Source organism: Virgibacillus dakarensis (assembly GCF_900155625.1).
GTDB lineage: Bacteria > Bacillota > Bacilli > Bacillales > Amphibacillaceae > Lentibacillus_C > Lentibacillus_C populi.
Genome location: NZ_LT732553.1, coordinates 1723887 through 1747282, shown reverse-complemented (window position 1 = coordinate 1747282; position 23396 = coordinate 1723887). Strand labels below are relative to the sequence as shown.

Genomic DNA, 23396 nt, shown 5'->3' with positions numbered 1-23396 from the left:
CAGCTCGCTCTCTTTTACCTGCTTAGTGGACAAGTACAATATTGACAGAATCCATTTGTCCCGGTACAATAAATATGAATGATTATTCATTCATTTTATTAATGGGTAGCACTAAGGGGATAGACATGAACAAAAATAAACCGAAATTCAAACAAATTATTGAAGCAGCTGTTGAAGTGATTGCAGAAAACGGCTATCATGCTTCACAGGTCTCTAAAATTGCCAAAAAAGCTGGTGTCGCTGACGGAACAATCTACTTATATTTTACCAATAAGGAAGATATTCTTGTCTCGTTATTCGAGGAGAAAATGGGACAGTTTATCGATCAAATTGCAAATAGCATTCACAAGAAACAAAATGCCAGTGAAAAATTGTTTACATTAATTGAAATGCACTTTCGTCAACTGGCAGATGATCATCATTTGGCAATTGTGACTCAACTCGAATTGCGCCAGTCAAACAAGGATTTGCGTTTAAAGATTAATAATGTCCTTAAGCCTTACTTAGCTGTTATTGATCACCTCATTTTAGAGGGGATTGAGGAAAAACTCTTCCGTGAGGACTTAAATCTTCCGCTGGTGCGGCAAATGATTTTCGGAACTTTGGATGAAATTGTGACAAATTGGGTAATGAAAGATCAGAAGTATGATTTATTGGATCAGGCTTCACAAGTACACACATTACTAGTTAATGGATTAAGTATGAAATAGGAAAAGCGCTTACACGTTTTTCTAGTTACCTGTTCCATTTTCTGCTATTATATTGATATAGAGGGGGTAATAAATTGTGGGAACGTTATCGTATGAGGCGGCAAATCATGTTGCGACTCTGACTATTCAAAGTCCGCCGGCAAATGCTCTATCCAGTGCGTTATTACAAGATTTATCCGAAAAATTGGATGAGATTGAAAAGAATGAAACAATCAAAGCTGTCATTTTAAAAGGAGAGGGAAGGTTCTTCTCAGCTGGTGCTGACATCAAAGAGTTTACATCCTTGCAAAAGGCTTCCGATTATCAATCGCTTTCGGAAAAAGGACAGCAATTATTTGCGCGTGTTGAACATTTTCCTATACCGGTAATTGCTGCAATCCATGGTGCTGCACTGGGCGGCGGATTGGAACTGGCAATGTCATGCCATATCCGTATCGTCGCTGAAAACGCTAAACTGGGTTTGCCGGAATTAACACTGGGAATTATTCCAGGATTTGCAGGAACCCAGCGCCTGCCACGTTATGTCGGTACTGCAAAGGCTTACGAGATGATACTAAGTGGTGAACCGATCAGTGGAAAAGAGGCAAGCGGTTTAGGGCTTGCTAATCAGGCGGTCGCGGAGGCTGACGTTTTATCAGAAGCTACTAAACTAGCAGAAAAAATTGCTGCTAAAAGTAAACCATCGATTACCCGTGTAATGAATTTAGTTCCGTATGCCATTACAGATCAGTTTACAGCCGGAGTGAAAGCAGAAGCAGCTGCATTTGGCGAAGTTTTTGGCTCAGAGGATGCAAAGGAAGGCGTACAGGCGTTTATTGAGAAGCGTAAGCCTGATTTTCAAGATAAATAGACGAGGAGGATTTTACATGAATATCTATGTATTACTAAAAAAGACGTTTGATACCGAAGAAAAAATTGCTGTCTCAAACGGACAAATTGAAGATGATGGTGCAGAATATATCATTAATCCCTATGATGAATATGCAGTTGAAGAAGCGATCAACCAGCGCGATGCCCATGGTGGAGAAGTAACAGTAGTGACGATTGGGGATGAAGATTCAGAGAAACAGCTGCGCACAGCACTTGCAATGGGGGCTGACAAGGCAGTTTTGATTAATACAGAAGATGATTTGGAAGATGGTGACCAGTTTACTACTGCAAAAATACTGGAAGCATTTTTTGATGAAAAGGATGTTGATTTAATTTTAGCTGGAAATGTTGCGATTGATGAAGCAAGTGGTCAGGTCGGTCCGCGACTGGCAGAGCGTCTGGACATTCCGTACGTCACGACCATTACCGGTCTGAAAATCGATGGTAATACCGTCTACATTGATAAAGACGTAGAAGGTGACCTTGAAAAAGTGGAAACAACCTTACCAGTGCTTGTCACTTGTCAGCAAGGATTAAATGAGCCGCGTTACCCTTCACTTCCGGGTATTATGAAAGCAAAGAAAAAACCGCTGGAAGAATTAGAGATTGATGATCTTGACTTGGATGGAGACGAATTAGAACCAAAAACAAAAACAATTGAGATATTCTTACCACCGGAAAAGGAAGCGGGAAGGGTGCTTGAAGGTGAACTGGATGCCCAAGTGAAGGAACTAGTTTCTTTGCTTAGAAATGAAGCAAAAGTACTGTAAACGTTTATGTGCGTGTTTAAAGAGCCGCTTATCATTTGGTGACTTTTTGAACATCATCTTAATGAAAGAAAGGGGAAATACTGATGAGTGATAAACTATTAGTTATTGGTGAAACAAGAGATGGTTCATTACGTAATGTGACATTTGAAGCAATCGCTGCGGCGAAAAAAATAAATGCTGATGGAGAAATTGTTGGTGTAATCTGTGGTGACGATGACCTGGAATCACAAGCGAACGAAATGATTCACTTTGGTGCTGACCGGGTTGTTACTGTTAAACACGACAATTTAAAAACGTATACATCTGAAGGCTATGGCCAGGCTGTACTGGCGGTGATGAATGAAGAATCCCCAGACGGAATTGTGATGGGCCATACGGCAATTGGAAAGGATTTAACACCGAAGCTTGCCAGCAAATTGGAAATTGGTCTGATTTCGGACGCGACAGAAATTGAAGCTGACGGTGATAAAGTCGTATTCACAAGACCAATTTATTCCGGGAAGGCGTTTGAAAAGAAAATCGTAACGGATGATGTTACGTTTGCTACGATTCGTCCAAATAATATTCCAGCGCTTGACCGTGATGAATCCAGGACTGGAGATATTACCGCAATGGACGTTGATGTAACAGATATTCGTACGGTTATTAAAGAAGTAATCCGAAAAGCATCTGAGGGTGTTGATTTATCTGAAGCGAAAGTCATCGTCTCTGGTGGTCGTGGCGTGAAAAGTGCGGATGGTTTTAAACCACTGCATGAGCTTGCAGACCTATTAGGCGGAGCAGTCGGTGCTTCACGTGGTGCGTGTGATGCAGAGTATTGTGATTACTCCTTGCAGATAGGTCAAACCGGTAAAGTTGTAACGCCGGATTTATATATTGCTTGTGGCATTTCTGGTGCAATCCAGCATCTGGCAGGAATGTCCAACTCAAAAGTAATTGTGGCAATTAACAAGGATCCGGAAGCAAATATATTTAATGTAGCCGATTATGGAGTTGTTGGTGATATATTTGAAGTTATTCCGCTATTAATTGAAGAGATTAAAAAAATGAAAGAAGAAGTTAAAGCGTAAAGTGTTTTCTGGTTGTGGCCAAACTAAAGCATAATTGTCTGAGGGCAGCCTGATCAATAAAAAGATCAGGCTGTTCCCAATATGTAATGAATAGGCTTCATGTTTTGTAAGCAGACTATTGGCTAGGAAAACGTAACGATGGTATACTCATTAAAAGCAGGATATGAGGAGGGAATAGAATGGCGATTGCACATGTAACAGATCAAAACTTTGCAAAAGAGACTGCTGAAGGTTTAGTTTTAGCTGATTTTTGGGCACCATGGTGTGGACCTTGCAAAATGATTGCTCCAGTTTTAGAAGAAATTGATGGAGAAATGAGCGATAAAGTACAAATCGTTAAACTGGATGTGGATGAAAACCAGGAAACAGCAGGTAAATTTGGTGTTATGAGTATTCCGACATTGTTATTGTTTAAAGATGGCAATGTTGTTGATCAAGTTATAGGTTTTCAGCCTAAAGAAGCTTTGGTTGAATTAATTAATAAACACGCTTAATTAGCGAATAGCGAGGTTACACTTATAATCAAAGATTATCCCTTGTTACTATTGTGACAAGGGATTATTTCTGGTTTATAATTAGTGTGGGGGAATGAATATGAATCAGACAATTAAAGAGAAATTAGCTGTACTCCCTGCGCTGCCAGGCTGCTATTTAATGAAAGATAAACATAATACGGTTATTTATGTTGGTAAATCGAAATTGTTAAAAAACAGGGTCAGATCCTATTTTACAGGTGCCAATGATCGTAAGACACAGCGTTTGGTTCAAGAAATTGAAAACTTTGAGTACATTGTTACATCTTCAGAAATCGAAGCACTTATTTTGGAAATGAATTTAATAAAAAAATATGACCCAAAATACAATGTATTGTTAAAAGATGATAAATCCTATCCGTATTTAAAAATAACGAATGAACGACATCCGCGTTTACTTATTACAAGACAAGTTAAAAAGGATAAGGGTAAATATTTTGGTCCATATCCGAACGTATTAGCGGCGAGAGAAACAAAAAAACTGCTTGATCGTTTATATCCACTAAGAAAATGTAATAATCCGCCAGGCCGCTTTTGTCTGTATTATCATATGGATCAATGCCTGGCATGCTCGGAAACACCCCCGTCAGAAGAAACGTATAAAGAAATTGTGCAGAGTATTACTTCGTTTTTAAATGGGGGACATAAAGAAATTAAAGCCGATCTCAAACGCAAAATGGCCGATGCCAGTGCAGAGCTGAATTTTGAACGGGCGAAAGAAATGCGTGACCAGATTCAGCATATTGAAGCGGTGATGGAGCAGCAGAAGATCACCTTAAATGATCAAGTGAACCGTGATATATTCGGGTACAGCTATGACAAGGGCTGGATGTGTATTCAAGTCTTTTTTGTCAGGCAGGGAAAACTTATTGAACGGGATGTAGCTATCTTTCCGTTTTTCGATGAGCCTGAGGAAACATTTGTTAGCTATATTGGCAGGTTTTATTTGCATCAACATCACCCGAAGCCAAAACAAATTCTTGTTCCGGTCGGCAGTAATGCAGAGCTATTACATCAGCTTTTGGAAATTGATGTCCATGTGCCACTAAGAGGACGGAAAAAGGAATTGGTTGAATTGGCAATGAAAAATGCTTCTATTTCACTGAAAGAGAAGTTCTCACTTATCGAGCAGGACGAGTCACGGACAATTAAGGCTGTTGAACAATTAGGGGAAGTATTGAACGTAGAAACGCCGCATCGCATTGAAGCATTTGATAATTCGAATATTCAAGGAACGGATCCAGTTTCAGCAATGGTTGTTTTTATTGATGGGCGTGCAAATAAAAAAGAATATCGAAAGTACAAAATAAAAGATGTCCAAGGTCCGGATGATTACGAGACAATGCGTGAAGTTATCCGCCGCCGCTATTCACGGGTATTGAAGGATCAGCTGCCACTTCCGGACTTAATTATCGTTGATGGTGGAAAGGGGCAAATGAGCGCTGCATTGGATGTGCTGGAAAATGAATTGGGTCTGGATATTCCCTTATGCGGATTAGCAAAGGATGACAAGCATAAAACAAGCGAACTGCTTTATGGATTCCCGCCAGCTATCATTCCTTTATCACGTAAATCCCAGGAATTTTACCTTGTTCAGCGCATTCAGGATGAGGTGCATCGGTTTGCAATATCGTTCCACAGACAACTACGCGGGAAAAATCTATTTCAATCTGAATTGGATAAAATACCTGGCGTCGGTCAAAAAAGGAGAAGGTTGTTATTGACTCATTTTAAATCGGTCGGAGAAATTAAACAGGCATCGATTGAGGATATAACGAAACTGGGCATTCCTAAAAATATCGCAGAACAGGTAATTACTTATTTAAACGAGGACAAAGATGAAGAAATTGGGGAATCTCCCGATTGAGCGTATTTAAAAAAAGGTACTGTCACTCTTCTTGAACAGTACCTTTTTATGCTGGTTATGTATAAATGACCGAAAATTCAACTTGGAAGATTTTTTTATGAATTTCTTCCAGACATTCGCAGGACACGCCCTTTACCAGCTGGAGGGATTCGGCCAGAAACCCTGCTTCAATCCGGAATTCTGCTGGAAACGGGGCATTTATTCGATTGGCTACGGGATCAGCCATCAGGTGAAAAATGAGTTCCTTTCTTTTTTCCTTTACCAATTCCAGTCGTCCCCACCCAAGCTTTTCAAAGGTATGATATACATCGTCAAGTGATGCAATATCCAGTTTTCTCGCAAGATTTCTCCCGATAAAATATAATAATGTGTCCGCCTCTGTTCCTAGTAATTCAGGTAAACTTATGTATCTGAGAACATCATAACCGGCACCAGTAGACTTTAGTTCGTCCAGCTTGGAAATGGATAATAATTTCGGCTCTTTTGCCATTGTATTCACACCCTTTCTATTAGAAAACAAAACAATCTACTACATTTGGATGTTAATAGACAGGTTAAGTCGGTTAGTTTTATTATCCATTTTCTTAAGCGGTTGTGCAATACCCATTTACGGTTTTTTTATTTCATTTCAAATTAAATACCATGCCTTTCTGCTTTTAACTTAATGGAAATAAAAACGGAGGGGTGTCACTATGTAAAAATTTCTAGCTTGTTTTCTTGACGCTAATTGTAGATAGAAGTACAATGAATGTGTCACAAATTGTACATTTTTAGGCAGTAAAGGGAACAACTAATGGATAATGGATTACTGTTTAGAAACCCGTGCAACTCACAAAATAATACAACATAAGTTAAGGGGGGTAATACATAGTGGAACATCGCGAATTTGGGTATCGCAGACTGCACTCGCTGTTAGGGGTAATTCCAATTGGTCTCTTTTTAATTGTACACTTGGTAGTGAATCATTTTGCTGTGTATGGGGAGGAGAACTTTAATAAAGCGTCAGAGTTCATGGAAAGCTTGCCGTTTTTGATTGTTTTGGAAGTATTGATCATCTATCTTCCCATTTTATTTCATGCGATTCTAGGCGTGTATATTGTCTTTGTTTCCAAAAATAACTATACAAAATATGGTTATTTCCGTAATTGGATGTATTTTTTTCAGCGTGTATCCGGAATCATCACGCTCGTTTTTATTGCTTGGCATGTATGGGAAACTCGTATTCAAATCTGGTTAGGCAATGCATCGCTGGATTTTGGACTAATGGAAGGTATCCTGACTAATCCATTTATGTTCTGGTTCTATATTGTAGGACTGATTTCAACTACATTCCATTTTGCCAATGGCCTGTGGAGTTTCTTAGTGTCCTGGGGATTCACACAATCACCAAGATCACAGAAAATAGCTACATATGCTACATTAATCGTGTTCCTGGCAATCAGCTATATCGGAGTTCGAGCAATCATTACATTTGCTTATGGAGTTTAAGATAATTATTTAGGGAGTGAGCATTAATCATGAGTAATCGCAAAGTTATTGTTGTCGGCGGGGGTCTTGCCGGTTTGATGGCAACAATCAAAGCAGCTGAAGCAGGTGTCCATGTAGACCTGTTTTCAATTGTGCCAGTAAAACGTTCTCACTCTGTATGTGCCCAAGGTGGTATTAATGGTGCAGTAAATACGAAAGGTGAAGGAGATTCACCTTGGAAACACTTTGACGATACAGTATACGGCGGTGACTTCTTGGCTAATCAGCCGCCGGTAAAAGCGATGTGTGAAGCAGCACCAGGTATTATAAATTTGATGGATCGTATGGGGGTTATGTTCAACCGTACTCCAGAAGGTTTACTTGACTTCCGCCGCTTTGGCGGTACCGATGTTCACCGTACAGCATATGCTGGGGCAACTACAGGACAACAATTGTTATATGCACTTGATGAACAGGTTCGGCGTTTTGAAGTAAATGGATTAGTAACAAAATATGAAGGCTGGGAATTTGTTGGTGCAATTATCGATGAGGAAGGCGCAGGCAAAGGTATTGTTGCACAAAATATCAAAACACACGAGATCAAATCGTTCCCATCTGATGCAACCATATTCTCAACCGGTGGACCCGGGATCATTTTTGGTAAATCAACTAACTCCATGATTAACACCGGTTCCGCAGCAAGTATCCTTTATCAGCAAGGTGTAAAATATGCGAACGGGGAGTTTATCCAAATTCATCCAACCGCAATTCCAGGGGATGATAAACTGCGTCTCATGAGTGAGTCCGCTCGTGGTGAAGGGGGCCGTATTTGGACTTACAAAGATGGTGAGCCTTGGTACTTCCTTGAGGAGAAATATCCTGCCTATGGAAACCTGGTTACCCGAGATATCGCAACTCGTGAAATTTTTGACGTGTGTGTGAACCAAAAACTTGGTATCAACGGTGAAAATATGGTTTACCTTGATTTGTCTCATAAAGATCCGAAAGAATTGGATGTTAAGCTTGGCGGTATCATTGAAATCTATGAAAAATTTGTCGGCGACGATCCGCGTAAAGTACCAATGAAAATTTTCCCTGCAGTACATTATTCCATGGGCGGTATGTGGGTTGATTACGATCAAATGACCAATATACCGGGAATATTCGCATGTGGTGAATGTGATTATACACAGCATGGCGGAAACCGTCTAGGTGCGAACTCGCTATTGTCAGCGATTTATGGTGGCTCTGTAGCAGGTCCAAACGCAATTAAATATATTGATGGTCTCGATAAACATGTTGCCGATTTATCCTCGAAAATGTTTGATGACAGAGAAAAAGAAGAACAAGAAAAATTTGAGAACATGATGAAGATGGATGGCGATGAAAATGCCTATCAGCTCCATCAGGAATTGGGTGAATGGATGACGGATAATGTCACCGTCGTGCGCTACAATGACAAGTTGCAGAAAACGGATGAGAAACTTCAGGAGCTTCAGGAACGCTGGGAAAATATTAATGTGGAAGATACATCACGCTGGAGTAACCAGGGGATTATGTTCACGAGGCAATTAAAGAATATGCTGCATTTAGCCCGTGTCATTACATTGGGTGCATACAACCGTAATGAAAGCCGCGGCGCCCACTATAAACCGGATTATCCGGATCGTAATGATGAGGAATGGCTAAAAACAACGATTGCTACGTTTGATGCAGAGAAAGATGCACCGGATATATCATATGAAGAGGTAGATACTTCTTTAATTAAACCAAGATTACGTGACTACACGAAAAAACACTGAGGAGAAGGGGATAACAATGGCTGAACAAAAAACAGTTACGTTTATTATAACACGTCAAGACAGCCCGGATTCTGCTCCTTATGAGGAAACATTTACTATTCCTTATAGACCAAATATGAACGTTATATCCGGGTTGATGGAAATACGGAAAAACCCAGTTAATGCAAAAGGCGAGAAAACAACACCGGTGCAATGGGATATGAACTGTCTGGAAGAGGTTTGCGGGGCTTGCTCGATGGTGATTAACGGTACAGCTCGGCAATCTTGTGCTGCACTGGTCGATAAGCTGGAACAGCCGATTCGTCTGGCACCAATGAGTACCTTTCCAGTAGTTCGCGACCTTATTGTTGATCGTGAGCAAATGTTTGATGCGTTGAAACGGATTAAAGCTTGGATTCCAATTGACGGTACGTATGACCTGGGGCCTGGGCCACGCATGCCGGAGAAAAAACGGCAATGGGCATATGAATTGTCAAAATGCATGACTTGTGGCGTGTGTGTAGAAGCATGTCCAAATGTAAACGATAAGTCAAACTTCATTGGACCATTCGCTCTTTCTCTGCCCCGGTTGTATAATGCGCACCCAACAGGTGAAATGAATAAAAGTGAACGTCTGGAAGCATTAATGGAGGATGGAGGAATCTCCGGATGCAGCAATGCGCAAAACTGTGTTCAGGTTTGTCCAAAAGGAATCCCGTTAACTACTTCAATTGCAGCAATGAATCGCGATACAAATATACAGGCATTTAAAAGTTTCTTTGGCAGTGACCACATATAGATTTTTACATTTGTATATAACGATAAATGGTCCTTACCCGTTTGTGGCAAGGACTATTTTTCACTTTAAGTGCGTGTTCAAAAAGTCGCCGAATGAGAAGCAAGAAGGTCGAGGCGGCGTAGCTTTGAGCACCGGAGTGTACATAAAAAAGGTACATGAGGAGCGGAAAAGCAAGCGGGCGACTCGATTCGCCGCTTATCATTTGGTGACATTTTGAACATCCTCTTTAAGAAGTTTACTCTGTTAAGTTATTCTAATCAAGGAGGTTATTTCATTTTCATGAAGAAAATAACGTATATCGATAATATGGAGAAATGGCAGAAGGAATTTTCCTTTTTCATCCCGATTAAAATCCGTTTTTCGGAAACGGATATGTATGGCCATGTAAACAATGTTTCACCATTTATTTACTTTGAGGAAGCACGTATCGAGTTTTTGAAGTCGGTCGGTCTATTCACCGATGCCAAGCGTGAAGATGGGATGCCAATCGTTGCGGATTTGCAATGTGATTACCATAAGCAAATGTTTTTTAATGATACATTAAAATTATATGTAAAGGCGAATCATGTTGGTAATACTTCAGTAGACATTCATTATATGGCTTTGAATGAAGCTGGGGACATAACGCTAACAGGGCGTGGCAGATTAGTACATATCAATCCATCAACTGGCAAACCAATTCTCCTTACGGATACAATGAAGGAGAAATTGTCCAGAAATGGATAAAGTGAAACTTCATCAGTGGGGGTTTCCGACACATAGGAAGTTCTAGTGCAGGTGTTATCACAGGACGTGGCATTTTAGTCTTTGTTCTCGTCTAGGAAATTATAAAATTTTGCGGCTGTGGATAACTTAATAACCGGATAAGCCACGTCCGGCTCCAGCGCCAGCGGCTAGTGTGCTTCCTTCACCTCCGTACGATAAGTCAACATCGACTCGGGTAAGAAGGAAGGCCGACTAAAAGCGGACTTTGCGTCCAACTCACGTCTACCCCTTTTGCAGGGGCATGTTTCCTTTATCTCCTACGGTAGGAATGTTCGGTTAAAACCGCTGCTTTGCGCAGCAACACCGAACCACCCTGCTTGGCAGGGCGCAGCACATACGCCGCTAAACGGGCGCTTGCGCCTTTGGCGTGCCCAGCACGCTGTTAATTGCGAGTTGGTGAAAGTCCAACCCAAGTAAGTACCAAGACGCTTGGTAGCTGACAAGTGACTGGTGGAGAAATCCTAAGGTTGAAGCCTTGTGACAAAGCACACTCAGTAGTGCGAGCAACCTAACAGGTCGTAACATAAAAGTGAATCCTGCCGCCTCGTCAGCAGACCCACACGTGGACAAGGAGAAGTCGATCCTGGCAAAGGAAGGAGAAGACCATGGAAGGTGTCAAGAACTTGGAAGAGCAGCACTGAAGAATCTCTCGGGGTAAGGGGAGCGACATGTTAGGAAAGTAATTAACGGAACTGGGGATACCCTCCTCGGTCACTCTACGGAGTAAAACAGAAACCTATAAGCCGATGGTGAAGTGGTGGAAGGGCTGAGAGGGAGTCGGAGGGGGTCATAGTACCGATGATGACGATGACAACACAACATTGTCTAGGGAAGGACGGCATAAGCCAATACCCTACTTCGTTCACAAGTTTGAAAGGAGGTACGAGTAAGTGAATGCCGGAAAACTGGCTAACTACACCAATGGAAAAGCTCAACGACTCCGATCAACTTTATATCTTTGTGCCAAGGAAAGTCCTACGAGACGATTTCACGCACTATATGATAAGATCTATCGTCCTGATATACTGGCGGAAGCATGGAAAAGAGTCAAATCCAAGAATGGAAGTGGTGGAATCGACAGGCAAACAATCGATGAGATTGTATATGACTATGGGGAAAGGGAATTCTTAAATGAGTTATACCTTGAACTAAAGGAAAATCAATTCCGTCCAAATCCAGTCAGAAGAACCTATATTTCAAAAGGAAATGGGAAAACAAGACCACTGGGAATCCCAACCATTAAGGACAGAGTGGCACAGATGGCAACAAAACTGGTACTAGAACCCATATTCGAAACAGATTTTCAAGATTGCTCGTATGGATTCAGACCAAAACGCAATGCCCATCAAGCCATAGCGAAAATCAAGAAAGCCAGTAAGAAGTCTGCTTGGGTGGTAGATGCCGATATTAAAGGGTATTTTGATAACATCAACCAAGATAAACTGATGAGGCTAGTGAAAATGAGAATTAGCGATAGAAGAGTACTAAAACTCATTCGCAAATGGTTGCGAGCAGGAATCATGGAAGATGGCCATTTTCGTGATTCTGTAACCGGGGTTCCGCAGGGTGGTGTGATCTCGCCACTATTATCGAACATCTATCTAAATGTATTGGACTCACTCTGGAATAAGAAGTTTGCACACCTGGGGCAAATTGTTCGCTATGCAGACGACTTTGTTATTATGTGCTCTACGAAGCAACAAGCGTTGGAAAGTATTCAGGTATTAAGAGGTATCATGAAGAAACTGAACCTTACACTTAGTCCTGAGAAATCAAGGCTTGTCAATATATGGGATAATACAGATGGATTTGACTTCTTGGGACTTCATCACAGAAAATTCCCTATTCTTATTAAAGGCGGTTACAAAATACATGTGATGTCGCACATACCGAGTAAAAAGGCAATGAAGAAAATGCGAGAGAAGATCAAGGAATATGTGGGAAAGAACAATAAATTGTCCCTAGACATAGAAGATCTCATAATAGGGCTGAATCGAAAGCTGCAAGGGTTTAAGAACTACTATCTTACTTCCCCGATAGCTAAGAAATGGCTTAATCGTATCGACTGGTATGTACTTGAACGACTTACAATATTTTGGAACAGGAAACGAAATAAACGCCACAAACACAGTAAAATGGGCGAGGTAATAGAAATGACCAAATATAAATTAGTGAAATTGGCGAGTTAGACAAGTACGTAATGCCAAAGAAAGAAGAACGTCGGAAAGCCGTATGAGGGAAAACCTCATGTACGGTTTGATGAGGGGGAACAGGAAGAGGAATTGCCCTCAAGTCTGGCTTAGTAAGGTGGAAAACCCTGAAACCCGAGGACAAGAAGGCAATATCTAACTCCTGTTTTCTACTCTACTTCCTAAAATCAGGAATTTATGGTTGTTTATTCCCGGCCTTCACGTTTTTTTACTCGCGCTCAGTGGTGAGGTATTACAGCCCGTTAATGTCTGACAAAGCAGAAAACCGACTTTCAAGGAATGAAAGTCGGTTTTCGTTAGAGCTTTAATTCCCCCATACGAAGGAGCTCTACTACTGCTTGTGATCGCCCCTTGACTCCTAATTTTTGCATAGCATTTGAAATATGGTTACGGACAGTCTTCTCAGATATAAACAATTCCTGGGCAATTTCTTTTGTTGTTTTGTCTTGTACTAAGAGTTCAAATACTTCTTTTTCCCTTTTTGTTAATAATTGCTTCGGTTTATACTCGTTGTCCTTCAAATGTTAACCCCTCCTTACTGTCATAGAGATGCAGAACGAAGGGAAATTATTTAGTCACTATAGCTTATGAAAGTAGAGTAAATCGGTGAGTACAAAATCAGTAGAGGAGATCAATTTGAATAATGCATACAAAAGTAATGATCAGCCAATAACCAATAAAGCTTAAATGAAATATCCATTTTACTTTAGTATTGTATTTACAAAAAAATACATTTATCAGAGATTCACTTTGTAATGTCATTTTTATGTTCGCTATTAGTACCATAGCATTTAAAAATATGGTTACGGACAGCCGGTTCAGAAATAAACCATTTCTAAACCGCAAAGGCAAATAAAGAAACACCTGAATATACTATGAAAAGGAAACTATATAGGAGCAAAATGTGACAAAAAGGTTACAATCAGACAAGGATTGACAGTAAAGGTGAGATATCTCGACTGATTCTGTGTTAAAATAAGCTGAGGGAATAGAGGATATCATGGGAGGTTGCCCACTTGGAAAACGAAATCTCAGCAGAATCAATAGCCGATTTAGAAAAAAGACTACGTTATATATCGGGAATAATCAAACAAAACGGACGTAAAATATTGGAAAATTATCCAATTACCGCACCACAATTTATTGCACTGCAGTGGTTAGTTGAAGAAGGTGATTTGACGATCGGAGAGCTTTCCAAAAAAAATGGTTTAGCATTCAGTACAACTACTGATTTGGTCGATCGGATGGAAAAAAATAAACTTGTGGAACGGGTACGTGATGTAAACGATCGCCGTGTTGTTCGCATCCATGTATTAAAAAAAGGCCGAAGTATTATTGAAGAAGTAATAACAAAACGGCAGGAGTATTTAGGTGAGATATTGCAAAGCTTCTCACTGGAGCAGACAAGTACGTTAAATGAATTATTGTCTTTACTTCACAAGCAAATGAAGAGCTTTCATGATAAATAACAGCAAAGAAGAGGCGATTTTTTTGGATTCAGCAATTGGGGTCATTGATTCAGGGGTTGGCGGTCTGACAGTAGCACATGAACTTATTAGACAACTGCCAAAGGAGCACTTGATTTACCTTGGGGATACACTAAGATGCCCATACGGACCACGGTCAAAAGAAGAGGTAAGGAAATTCACCTGGGAAATGGTGGAATACCTACTACGAAAAAAGATAAAAATGCTTGTTGTGGCGTGCAACACAGCTACCGCCTTTACGCTAACAGAACTACAGGAAGAATTGACGATTCCGGTTATCGGTGTTATTCAGCCAGGAGCACGGGCAGCAATAAAGAATACGAATAATGGCCATATCGGTGTAATTGGAACAGAGGGAACGATCAGCAGTAATGCCTACCCTGAAGCTTTAAAAGATATCAGATCGGATATTCATGTTAATGCCCAAGCCTGTCCAATGTTTGTACCAATGGTGGAGCAGGGGATATTATCCGGGGACGAGGCGAAACAGGTAGTGGAAGAAACCCTAAGGCCAATGAAAGAAAAAAATCATCTTGACACATTAATTCTGGGATGCACCCATTATCCATTAATTAAAGATACCATACAAGAGGTCATAGGCAGCCATGTCACCGTGATTTCTTCAAGCGAAGAGACTGCCCGCGAAACGAGTACTATTCTCGAATTTCATAATGCTTTATATAAAGGAAAACGGATACCTAACCATCAATTTTATGCGACTGGCGAGCTGGCAACATTTAGTAAAATTACCGAAGAGATTTTTAAGACTTCTACAGCCAATTTTCAAACGGTATCAATTGAAAAGGCAGTCATTTGCTAATAAGGTGTTCATAAATCGCCACTTGTCTTTTGCTCATTTTTTAAACATCCTCTTAGATCAGAATGACAGCATCCTGATATTTTTTTCTGCATTGGTTGGTCTAATTTTATGATGGGCTCGTATATATAGTAGTACAAACCATCGTAGGAGGGAATAACATGCAGAAGCGCGGTATATTACTTGTGACTGGGATCATGAGCATTTCCATTATATTGACAGGGTGTTTTGAGGGGGAGCAATCGTTAGAGGACAAAATGGATCCACCACAGGGGGCGGAAGAGGTAGACAACCTCGATAATTCAAAGTCCGGGGATAAAGCTGCTAATGAAAAAGCGAAGACTGATGAGGAAGAGGGTACGGCCGAGGAAACGGTGAAGCGGCAATTATTTTTAATTGATGCCAATGGAATGGTAGCACCGCAAACATTAGAAATACCAAAGGATGACTCGATGGAAGTAGCAGCCCAGGCTTTACAATATTTAGTAAAGGATGGACCGGTTCAGGATATTCTGCCAAATGGATTTCAGGCGGTACTCCCCGCTGGAACAGAAGTTTTAGGGCTTGATTTAGAAGATAATGGTACACTGGTCGTGGACGTTTCAAAGGAATTTGAAAATTACAAAGCAGAAAAAGAATTGAAAATCTTGCAGGCAATGACATACACACTAACACAATTTGATAGTGTCAACAAAATAAAATTACAAATAAATGGGTATCCACAAGATGAAATGCCGGTTAATGGCACTCCGATCGGGAACGGCTATTCAAGGACGAATGGGATTAATCTAACTGAAACAGATACGGTAGATCTGATTGACAGCAAAGCAGTGACAATGTATTATCCAACCGAATACAATGACACAAACTATTTTGTACCAGTTACCCAGCACATAAAAGCCGACGGCGAAGAAGTTTATGACTCGATTATCCAAGCGCTAGTCAATGGGCCGGGATATGATGTTAATGCAAAACAAGTTTTTAATTCCGATGTAGCGTTAGCAGCGGAACCAACGTTAAATAGTGGTGTGCTGGAATTAGTTTTCAATAAAGAGATATTAAAAGACGCGGATAAAACCACAATTTCCGACGATGTAATGGAAACGCTGGTTCGAACATTAACAGAACAAAAAGATGTGAAAGCTGTTAACGTCAAAGTAGAAAATGTGGAGAAATTGTTCAATGAGAATGGGAAAGAATATACAGAACCGGTAACTAGGGAAATGGTTACGAACACGGAAAAATTATAAACAGAGCGGCTGGATTGTACAGCCCCTCTTTTTGTTTGAAGGACTTTTTAGAATGATTTATACAGAGCTCAATGTATGAACGTGTTGCAATAGCGAAAAATATGTTACGATTAGGTTTGACATAAGGAGGAATTTAGAATGAGAAATGATCAACGTTCAACAAATAGTTTACGCCCCATTACGATTACCCCCAATTTTGTTAAACACCCTGAAGGATCTGTGTTAATTCAAGTTGGGGATACCAAAGTGATTTGTAATGCCAGCATTGAAGATAGAGTTCCTCCATTTATGCGTGGACAGGGAAAAGGATGGATAACAGCTGAGTATGCGATGTTGCCGCGTGCGACCGAGCAGCGAAATATTCGTGAATCGTCCAAAGGGAAAGTAAGCGGAAGAACGATGGAAATTCAGCGTTTGATCGGACGAGCATTACGAGCCGTAGTTGATTTGGACAAAATAGGCGAGCGTACCGTTTGGGTAGATTGTGATGTCATTCAAGCTGACGGCGGGACAAGAACAGCATCAATAACTGGAGCTTTTGTAGCGGTTGTACACGCTTTTGGGAAACTTTTGGAAAAAAAGGTATTATCGAAAATGCCAGTTACCGACTTTTTAGCTGCCACATCTGTTGGTGTCCTGCCAAATGGAACAGAGATATTGGATTTGAACTATGAGGAAGATTCCAAAGCACATGTTGATATGAATATTGTGATGACAGGTTCCGGTGAATTTGTTGAACTTCAGGGAACCGGTGAAGAGGCAACTTTTACAGCAAATCAGCTACAGACAATGCTTCAGCTTGCCAATGAAGGTATCGTAACTATAATTGACAAGCAAAAAGAATCGCTTGGTGATTTAGTGAACCGGATTGGAGAAACAATTCCCAGAAATTCTGTGGAGGAAAAAGGATGAATCAACTGATCATTGCAACAAAGAACCAAGGAAAAGCAAAAGAATTCAACGTTTTTTTCGGGCAGTTTCATATCAATACCATTTCTTTACTGGATTTATCCGAAACGATACCAGATATTGAAGAAACAGGGACAACCTTTGAAGAAAATGCCGCGATAAAGGCTGAAACAATCGCAAACAGAATGAGAATACCTGTTTTAGCGGATGATTCCGGTTTAATGATTGATGCATTGGACGGAAGACCAGGCGTCTATTCCGCACGATATGCAGGGGAACCCAAAAGTGACGAGGCCAATATAATGAAAGTGCTGGGCGAGCTGGAGGGTATTCCGGCTGAACAGCGACATGCGCGTTTTGTCTGCGTGCTCGCAATCGCTATACCGGAGCAGGAAACAACTTATTACAAGGGTTTCTGTGAAGGCAGTATTGTCGTTCAGCCCCGAGGAACACACGGTTTTGGTTATGATCCAGTCTTTATTCCTGATGGTTATACGAAAACAATGGCCGAACTTGCTCCAGCTGAAAAGAATAACATAAGCCATCGAAAAAACGCCATTTCCCGATTGGAAAAAGATTTACCTTATGTAATGGAACAGCTTGCAGATTAAACTATCATGTCAAGTTGTCTAATTTTTTGAGATCCCTTTTGCGGCTGATATAATGAATGAATAAACATCAAAAGAGGGGATTCCATTGCCTAAAGTATTAATTGTAAGTGATAGCCATGGTTTAACAGCTGAATTGGACCAAATTAAAGAAAAGCACCAGACAGACTACATGTTCCATTGTGGCGACGCTGAGCTGGATATGGATGCAGCCGAACTTGAGGGATTTATCAAGGTAGCCGGGAATTGTGATTTTGATACCCGATTCCCTGATGAGCAGCTGGCAGAAATGGAAGGGGTAAAATTCTTTATTACGCATGGTCATCTATACAACGTGAAGGCGAATCTGATGACTTTATCCTATCGGGCACAGGAGAACAATGCCCAGGTTGTCTGCTTTGGCCATACACACATTGCGGGTGCGAAGAAGATTGGCGATCTATTGTTTATTAATCCTGGCAGTATCCGTCTGCCAAGGAACAGGCCGGAAAGCACTTATGCAATTATGGACTGGAAAACGAAAGATGATGTTCATGTATTTTTCTATACGATGAATGGTGAGCAGGTAGACGAACTTACATACGATACATCATTATAAAGTGAAACTTCATTTAGTGGGATGGCCCTTTCTCCTCTCCCTAATGTTAGTTGAGGCCCTACGATGTGTCACAAAGACGATGACATAAGGATGTGGCGTTTTTAGTCTTTGTTCCTAAAATCGGACATTACGGCTGTTTATCCCCCACCTTCTGAGTTTTTGGTTTACTCACACATAGAGGTGGGGGTATTACAGCCCGTTTGAGTGATAAAAGTTGTACAGACCTTATCCATCAAGAACAGGTTTTGTACAATAATTTTTATTCTGGTATTGACAAAAAAATTCCTAATGACTATAATAATTGTTGTCTGTTAAAAAATGCATATTCGAATTACATAATGGCGACTTGCTCTCGCGGGTGTAGTTTAGTGGTAAAACCTCAGCCTTCCAAGCTGATGATGAGGGTTCGATTCCCTTCACCCGCTCCATATATATGTGCATGTCCCAGTAGCTCAGCTGGATAGAGCAACAGCCTTCTAAGCTGTGGGTCGCAGGTTCGAATCCTGCCTGGGACGCTAGATTCTGATAAGAAACCTATACCGAATGAAATAGGTTTCTTTTTTTACATACATGTTTGATTATTTTACATTGGGGGTATGTATTTCTTATGACAGATTACCATAGTAAATAATGAAAGGAGTTAAGAGATGAAGGATAATCATAATATTATTCTTTTTCCTAAATGGAAAACAGTACTCGAAGAAGAGAGTCTCGCAGCTCTCAAAGAAAAACGGTACGAAGAAGCATTGAAGAAATTAAACAAATTAATTAGTTATCACGTTCATAATCATGAAATAATGATCGGGAAGCTAATATGCTTAATGGAATTGGGCTATCATGACGAGGCACAGGATTTGTGTGAAACGTTACTTGTTGATAAAGATCAGAACTATTATCAATATCTACATATTTATTTAACGCTACTATTCCAGACAAGCCAATACGAATTATTAATGGAACAGGTAGATTATGAACTGCAAACGGGAAAAATACCGAGTCCATACAAGAAGCAGTTTGAACAGTTGTATAATATGAGCCGAAACATGCACGACCAACTGCAGGAAGAGAAGACGACAAAGTACATAAATGAATTACTCAAAGCAGTTGAAACCGAGGATCATACGAAGCAATGGTTTTTGATAGAAAAAATAAGAAAGATTAAAGCCAAGCCGCCATTGAAATTTGCGGATCCGCTTTTACACAATGAGCTGATCCATCCAGTTATAAAAACAGCAATTTTTCAATGGCTGCAGGAGATGAATGTTTCGGAACAGGTAGCTATACATAAATTAGATTTACGGTTAACCACTGATCCAACAAAAATAACGAAAATAACGGAACATGGGGTTGTTAAACAAACAAAACTATTAATTGGTGATCTGGAACAGGAAAATCCGACCTTATACCTGCTGTTGGAAAAAGTGTTTTATCGATATGCATATGTCCGTTATCCAATCATGCCACCAAGTGAGGATGTTACGGCAATTGCTGAAGCTTTAACTTCTGTTGGAAAAGAGTATTTAAATTTGTCCGCTGAAAATGAAATGGAAAGTGAAAAGGTCTTACATTATAAGAAAGAAATTAAAATGTGTGAAGCATTATATTTGTCCGTCATAGATGAGTAAAGCCCGGAAATGCTTGAAAGGGCTGTTAATTATGTTATAATAAGATGGTTGTAAATTTGCAGTACATCGTGCAGCATTCTGATAAATGAATGATTGTGAACAATTAATTTTAATGGAATTAATAGATTTTGGAGGGAATAGCATGACAGCAAAATGGGAAAAACAAGAAGGTAACGAAGGAGTTCTGACATTTAACGTCAGCTCAGATGATTTTGATCGTGCATTGGATCAAGCGTTTAAAAAAGTAGTAAAAAAGGTACAAATTCCTGGTTTTCGTAAAGGAAAGGTACCGCGTAAAATCTTTGAAAAACGTTTTGGTGTAGAATCTTTGTATCAGGATGCAGTTGACATTGTGCTGCCGGATGCATACATGAAAGCTGTCGAAGAAACGGGTATTGAGCCTGTTGATCAGCCGGCAATTGATATTGAAGAGATTGAACAAGGGAAAGATCTTGTTTTCACTGCAAACGTAACGGTTAAACCGGAAGTAACCCTCGGAGAATATAAGGGGCTTGAAGTAGAAGAACAGGATACGACAGTTACCGACGAAGATGTCGACCATGAAATCGAGCATCAAAGGGAGCACCATGCCGAGCTTATCGTTAAAGAGGATGGAAAAGTCGAGCAAGGTGACACCGTAGTGATGGATTTTGAAGGTTTTATTGATGGTGAGGCATTTGCTGGTGGAAAAGGTGAAAATCATTCATTGGAAATCGGTTCCGGACAATTTATTCCGGGATTTGAGGATGAACTGATCGGTAAAGAGTCCGGCGAGGAAACCGAAATTAAGGTAACTTTCCCGGAAGATTATCATGCCGAGGAATTAGCTGGCAAGGATGCGACATTTAAAGTAACAATCCATGAAATTAAAACAAAAGAATTACCAGAACTTGATGATGAATTTGCCAAAGATGTCGATGAAGAAGTCGAAACACTGGATGAACTAAAGGCAAAGAAAAAAGAACAATTGGCAGCACAAAAGAAACAAGATGCTGAGAATCAAAAACGTGAAACATTAGTTGAAAAAGCATCGGAAAATGCGGAAGTTGATATTCCATCTGCAATGGTTGAGACGGAATTGGATCGCATGGTAAAAGAATTTGAGCAGCGTCTGCAAATGCAAGGCATGACAATGGAAATGTACTCTCAATTTTCTGGACAGGATGAAGCAGCGTTGCGCGAACAAATGAAAGAGGATGCGGAAAAGCGTGTCAAAACAAATCTTGTTTTAGAAGCAATTTTCCATGAAGAGGATTTGGAAGTAACTGATGAGGATGCAGATGCAGAACTGGAAAACATGGCGTCCATGTACGGCAGCGACGTTGACCAGATTAAGCAAATGCTTGGTGGAAATACGGATGCTATCAAAGAAGATCTCAAATTTAGAAAAGCAATCGATTTTCTGGTTGAGCAGAGTAAAACTGCATAATCTGGGGTTTGGGGTTTATTTATAACCGAATATGGTAACGACTAACAAGGTGCGATGTGTTCGCGCCTTGTTTTGCTAACGTAACTTTCTGCTTTAATAGCGATTTTTCAGGTGGGTTTGATCATACACTAATAATGGCCATTCAAATACATGAGCTAATAGTTATGATTTGACTTTTTTATTAATTTCTCCATAATAAAAAAATAAGCTAAAATGAAGGTGGAAACACATGAAAAGAGATATTGTTTTGTTTTCCATTTATGTTTTGATATGATGGGCATGAAAGTTGAAAACAAAGTATGTCTATCATAGATGTAAAGTGAAGTGAATTTTTTAGGGGTGAAAATATAATGTTTAAATTTAACGAAGAAAAAGGGCAATTAAAATGTTCATTTTGTGGAAAGAGTCAGGATCAAGTTCGAAAGCTTGTGGCTGGGCCTGGTGTTTATATATGTGATGAATGTATTGATCTTTGTACAGAAATAGTCGAAGAGGAACTTGGTACAGAAGAAGAAACAGAGTTTAAAGAAGTGCCAAAGCCGAAAGAAATCTGTGAAATTCTTGATGATTATGTAATTGGGCAGGAAAAGGCAAAAAAGAACTTGTCAGTCGCTGTTTACAACCATTATAAACGTATTAATGCACCAAAGAATGCGGATGATGTTGAATTATCCAAAAGTAACATTGCGATGATTGGTCCTACAGGGAGTGGTAAAACATTACTCGCACAAACATTAGCGAGAATCCTTAATGTACCATTTGCTATTGCAGATGCTACATCGTTAACCGAAGCTGGATATGTTGGTGAAGATGTGGAAAACATTTTACTTAAGCTGATTCAGGCGGCTGACTATGATGTAGAGAAAGCGGAGAAGGGGATTATTTATATCGATGAAATAGATAAAGTTGCCCGCAAATCCGAAAACCCGTCCATTACCCGTGATGTTTCCGGTGAAGGGGTGCAACAAGCTTTGCTGAAAATTCTTGAGGGCACGGTCGCAAGTGTGCCTCCTCAAGGTGGCCGTAAACATCCACATCAGGAGTTTATCCAAATTGATACAACTAATGTGTTATTTATTTGTGGTGGTGCTTTTGACGGGATTGATCAAATTATCAAACGGCGCCTCGGCAAAAAGGTTATCGGCTTTGGAGCTAATGAGAAACAAGAAGATTTGGAGATGGGTCAATTATTGTCCAAAGTATTGCCTGAGGATCTATTGCGCTATGGTCTCATTCCTGAGTTTATCGGAAGACTGCCGGTTATCGGGGCATTGGAACCATTAGATGAAGATGCATTAGTAGAAATTTTGACAAAACCGAAAAATGCCCTAGTTAAACAATATGAAAAACTGTTCCGCATGGATAACGTTGAACTGGAGTTTGAGGAAGATGCACTAGTTGAAATTGCCAAAAATGCGATTGAACGAAAAACAGGTGCACGTGGCTTACGATCCATTATCGAAACGATCATGCTTGATGTTCAGTTTGAATTACCATCACGCGAAGATATTGAAAAATGTGTCATCACAAAAGATACAGTAGAACAGGAAAATGCCAGTCCTAAACTTGTATTCAGAGATGGGACTGTTACAGAGGGGAATGAAAAATTCCCAAAAGAGAGTGCATAACGGATAAAGGGAACTTTGATTCAACCGGGGTTCATCATCCCTGTGTTTTCCACCTGTATAGAGATACGGGAAATTAATTTGAGACTAGCTTAAAAGCCCATCCCCCTTTATGATGAAAACGAACTTGCGGGAGTATGGAGCTTTTTTGCTGGTCTCTTTTTAACAATTAATGTGGTGTCGAAAGCACAGGAAAGCCTCCTCTT

Annotated in this window: 22 protein-coding genes and 2 tRNA genes; 22 read left to right on the top strand and 2 right to left on the bottom strand. The window is 40.2% G+C overall.

The genetic code is table 11. The features are described from left to right. Positions 1–125: 125 nt before the first annotated feature. The 6 genes from CZ382_RS08845 to uvrC all read left to right on the top strand — a co-directional run bounded on the left by CZ382_RS08845 (position 126) and on the right by uvrC (position 5820). Complete coding sequence (locus tag CZ382_RS08845) at positions 126–710, top strand: TetR/AcrR family transcriptional regulator (RefSeq protein ID WP_088050809.1); 585 nt, start codon at positions 126–128, stop codon at positions 708–710. A 76-nt stretch (positions 711–786) separates the two neighbouring features. Next, positions 787–1560, top strand: coding sequence for an enoyl-CoA hydratase (locus tag CZ382_RS08840; protein WP_088050808.1), 774 nt, complete (start codon positions 787–789; stop codon positions 1558–1560). Positions 1561–1576: 16 nt separating this feature from the next. After that, positions 1577–2350, top strand: a complete 774-nt coding sequence (locus CZ382_RS08835; protein WP_088050807.1) for an electron transfer flavoprotein subunit beta/FixA family protein — start codon at positions 1577–1579, stop codon at positions 2348–2350. 83 nt (positions 2351–2433) lie between these two features. Beyond that, positions 2434–3420 (top strand): electron transfer flavoprotein subunit alpha/FixB family protein, encoded by a 987-nt coding sequence (locus CZ382_RS08830; protein WP_088050806.1) that lies wholly within the window; start codon positions 2434–2436, stop codon positions 3418–3420. Between the two features lie 179 nt (positions 3421–3599). After that, positions 3600–3914, top strand: a complete 315-nt coding sequence (trxA, locus tag CZ382_RS08825; RefSeq protein WP_088050805.1) for a thioredoxin — start codon at positions 3600–3602, stop codon at positions 3912–3914. Positions 3915–4014: 100 nt separating this feature from the next. Then, complete coding sequence (uvrC, locus tag CZ382_RS08820; RefSeq protein WP_088050804.1) at positions 4015–5820, top strand: excinuclease ABC subunit UvrC; 1806 nt, start codon at positions 4015–4017, stop codon at positions 5818–5820. 55 nt (positions 5821–5875) lie between these two features. Here the strand turns inward: uvrC and CZ382_RS08815 are convergent, their stop codons facing one another. Next, positions 5876–6310, bottom strand: a complete 435-nt coding sequence (locus tag CZ382_RS08815; protein WP_088050803.1) for a YslB family protein — start codon at positions 6308–6310, stop codon at positions 5876–5878. Positions 6311–6687: 377 nt separating this feature from the next. Here CZ382_RS08815 and CZ382_RS08810 point away from each other — a divergent pair, with 377 nt between their 5' ends. The 5 genes from CZ382_RS08810 to ltrA all read left to right on the top strand — a co-directional run bounded on the left by CZ382_RS08810 (position 6688) and on the right by ltrA (position 12821). Then, complete coding sequence (locus CZ382_RS08810) at positions 6688–7308, top strand: succinate dehydrogenase cytochrome b558 subunit (protein WP_286170819.1); 621 nt, start codon at positions 6688–6690, stop codon at positions 7306–7308. 29 nt (positions 7309–7337) lie between these two features. Further along, positions 7338–9089, top strand: a complete 1752-nt coding sequence (gene sdhA, locus CZ382_RS08805; RefSeq protein WP_088050801.1) for a succinate dehydrogenase flavoprotein subunit — start codon at positions 7338–7340, stop codon at positions 9087–9089. Positions 9090–9105: 16 nt separating this feature from the next. Continuing rightward, on the top strand, positions 9106–9867 hold the full coding sequence (gene sdhB / locus CZ382_RS08800; RefSeq protein ID WP_088050800.1) for a succinate dehydrogenase iron-sulfur subunit: 762 nt from the start codon (positions 9106–9108) through the stop codon (positions 9865–9867). A gap of 279 nt (positions 9868–10146) precedes the next feature. Continuing rightward, complete coding sequence (locus CZ382_RS08795; RefSeq protein WP_088050799.1) at positions 10147–10593, top strand: acyl-CoA thioesterase; 447 nt, start codon at positions 10147–10149, stop codon at positions 10591–10593. A gap of 929 nt (positions 10594–11522) precedes the next feature. Further along, positions 11523–12821: a group II intron reverse transcriptase/maturase gene (ltrA, locus tag CZ382_RS08790; protein ID WP_088049344.1), complete on the top strand. Its 1299-nt coding sequence runs from the start codon at positions 11523–11525 to the stop codon at positions 12819–12821. Between the two features lie 317 nt (positions 12822–13138). Here the strand turns inward: ltrA and CZ382_RS08785 are convergent, their stop codons facing one another. Then, positions 13139–13363 carry a helix-turn-helix domain-containing protein gene (locus CZ382_RS08785; RefSeq protein ID WP_010651078.1) on the bottom strand — a complete coding sequence of 75 codons (225 nt, stop codon included), beginning with the start codon at positions 13361–13363 and terminating at the stop codon, positions 13139–13141. 495 nt (positions 13364–13858) lie between these two features. Here CZ382_RS08785 and CZ382_RS08780 point away from each other — a divergent pair, with 495 nt between their 5' ends. The 11 genes from CZ382_RS08780 to clpX all read left to right on the top strand — a co-directional run bounded on the left by CZ382_RS08780 (position 13859) and on the right by clpX (position 23193). After that, entirely contained in the window at positions 13859–14311 is a 453-nt protein-coding gene (locus CZ382_RS08780; protein WP_088050798.1) for a MarR family winged helix-turn-helix transcriptional regulator, read from the top strand. A 22-nt stretch (positions 14312–14333) separates the two neighbouring features. Next, positions 14334–15149 (top strand): glutamate racemase, encoded by an 816-nt coding sequence (gene racE / locus CZ382_RS08775; RefSeq protein WP_088051018.1) that lies wholly within the window; start codon positions 14334–14336, stop codon positions 15147–15149. 158 nt (positions 15150–15307) lie between these two features. Beyond that, positions 15308–16396, top strand: coding sequence for a GerMN domain-containing protein (locus CZ382_RS08770; RefSeq protein ID WP_088050797.1), 1089 nt, complete (start codon positions 15308–15310; stop codon positions 16394–16396). A 138-nt stretch (positions 16397–16534) separates the two neighbouring features. Next, the gene (gene rph, locus CZ382_RS08765) at positions 16535–17308 is read left to right on the top strand and encodes a ribonuclease PH (protein ID WP_088050796.1); all 774 of its coding nucleotides are present in this window, start codon (positions 16535–16537) and stop codon (positions 17306–17308) included. Then, positions 17305–17916 (top strand): XTP/dITP diphosphatase, encoded by a 612-nt coding sequence (locus CZ382_RS08760; protein WP_088050795.1) that lies wholly within the window; start codon positions 17305–17307, stop codon positions 17914–17916. The genes rph and CZ382_RS08760 overlap by 4 nt, the downstream gene beginning before the upstream one ends. Before the next feature lie 85 nt (positions 17917–18001). Beyond that, complete coding sequence (locus CZ382_RS08755) at positions 18002–18511, top strand: metallophosphoesterase family protein (RefSeq protein WP_088050794.1); 510 nt, start codon at positions 18002–18004, stop codon at positions 18509–18511. Between the two features lie 354 nt (positions 18512–18865). Then, a tRNA-Gly gene (locus tag CZ382_RS08750) sits at positions 18866–18939 on the top strand. Between the two features lie 13 nt (positions 18940–18952). Beyond that, positions 18953–19026 (top strand) — tRNA-Arg (locus CZ382_RS08745). 132 nt (positions 19027–19158) lie between these two features. Further along, the gene (locus tag CZ382_RS08740) at positions 19159–20136 is read left to right on the top strand and encodes a tetratricopeptide repeat protein (protein WP_088050793.1); all 978 of its coding nucleotides are present in this window, start codon (positions 19159–19161) and stop codon (positions 20134–20136) included. 142 nt (positions 20137–20278) lie between these two features. Then, the gene (gene tig / locus CZ382_RS08735; RefSeq protein ID WP_088050792.1) at positions 20279–21565 is read left to right on the top strand and encodes a trigger factor; all 1287 of its coding nucleotides are present in this window, start codon (positions 20279–20281) and stop codon (positions 21563–21565) included. A gap of 350 nt (positions 21566–21915) precedes the next feature. After that, positions 21916–23193 carry an ATP-dependent protease ATP-binding subunit ClpX gene (gene clpX, locus CZ382_RS08730; RefSeq protein WP_088050791.1) on the top strand — a complete coding sequence of 426 codons (1278 nt, stop codon included), beginning with the start codon at positions 21916–21918 and terminating at the stop codon, positions 23191–23193. Positions 23194–23396 lie beyond the last annotated feature (203 nt).

Excerpts from the sequence above, each read along its gene's own strand:
- CZ382_RS08845 (WP_088050809.1), top strand. The coding sequence starts at position 126 with ATGAACAAAAATAAACCGAAATTCAAACAAATTATTGAAGCAGCTGTT.
- CZ382_RS08835 (WP_088050807.1), top strand. The coding sequence starts at position 1,577 with ATGAATATCTATGTATTACTAAAAAAGACGTTTGATACCGAAGAAAAA.
- CZ382_RS08830 (WP_088050806.1), top strand. The coding sequence starts at position 2,434 with ATGAGTGATAAACTATTAGTTATTGGTGAAACAAGAGATGGTTCATTA.
- trxA (WP_088050805.1), top strand. The coding sequence starts at position 3,600 with ATGGCGATTGCACATGTAACAGATCAAAACTTTGCAAAAGAGACTGCT.
- uvrC (WP_088050804.1), top strand. The coding sequence starts at position 4,015 with ATGAATCAGACAATTAAAGAGAAATTAGCTGTACTCCCTGCGCTGCCA.
- CZ382_RS08815 (WP_088050803.1), bottom strand. The coding sequence starts at position 6,310 with ATGGCAAAAGAGCCGAAATTATTATCCATTTCCAAGCTGGACGAACTA.
- sdhA (WP_088050801.1), top strand. The coding sequence starts at position 7,338 with ATGAGTAATCGCAAAGTTATTGTTGTCGGCGGGGGTCTTGCCGGTTTG.
- sdhB (WP_088050800.1), top strand. The coding sequence starts at position 9,106 with ATGGCTGAACAAAAAACAGTTACGTTTATTATAACACGTCAAGACAGC.
- CZ382_RS08795 (WP_088050799.1), top strand. The coding sequence starts at position 10,147 with ATGAAGAAAATAACGTATATCGATAATATGGAGAAATGGCAGAAGGAA.
- CZ382_RS08770 (WP_088050797.1), top strand. The coding sequence starts at position 15,308 with ATGCAGAAGCGCGGTATATTACTTGTGACTGGGATCATGAGCATTTCC.
- rph (WP_088050796.1), top strand. The coding sequence starts at position 16,535 with ATGAGAAATGATCAACGTTCAACAAATAGTTTACGCCCCATTACGATT.
- CZ382_RS08760 (WP_088050795.1), top strand. The coding sequence starts at position 17,305 with ATGAATCAACTGATCATTGCAACAAAGAACCAAGGAAAAGCAAAAGAA.
- CZ382_RS08740 (WP_088050793.1), top strand. The coding sequence starts at position 19,159 with ATGAAGGATAATCATAATATTATTCTTTTTCCTAAATGGAAAACAGTA.
- tig (WP_088050792.1), top strand. The coding sequence starts at position 20,279 with ATGACAGCAAAATGGGAAAAACAAGAAGGTAACGAAGGAGTTCTGACA.
- clpX (WP_088050791.1), top strand. The coding sequence starts at position 21,916 with ATGTTTAAATTTAACGAAGAAAAAGGGCAATTAAAATGTTCATTTTGT.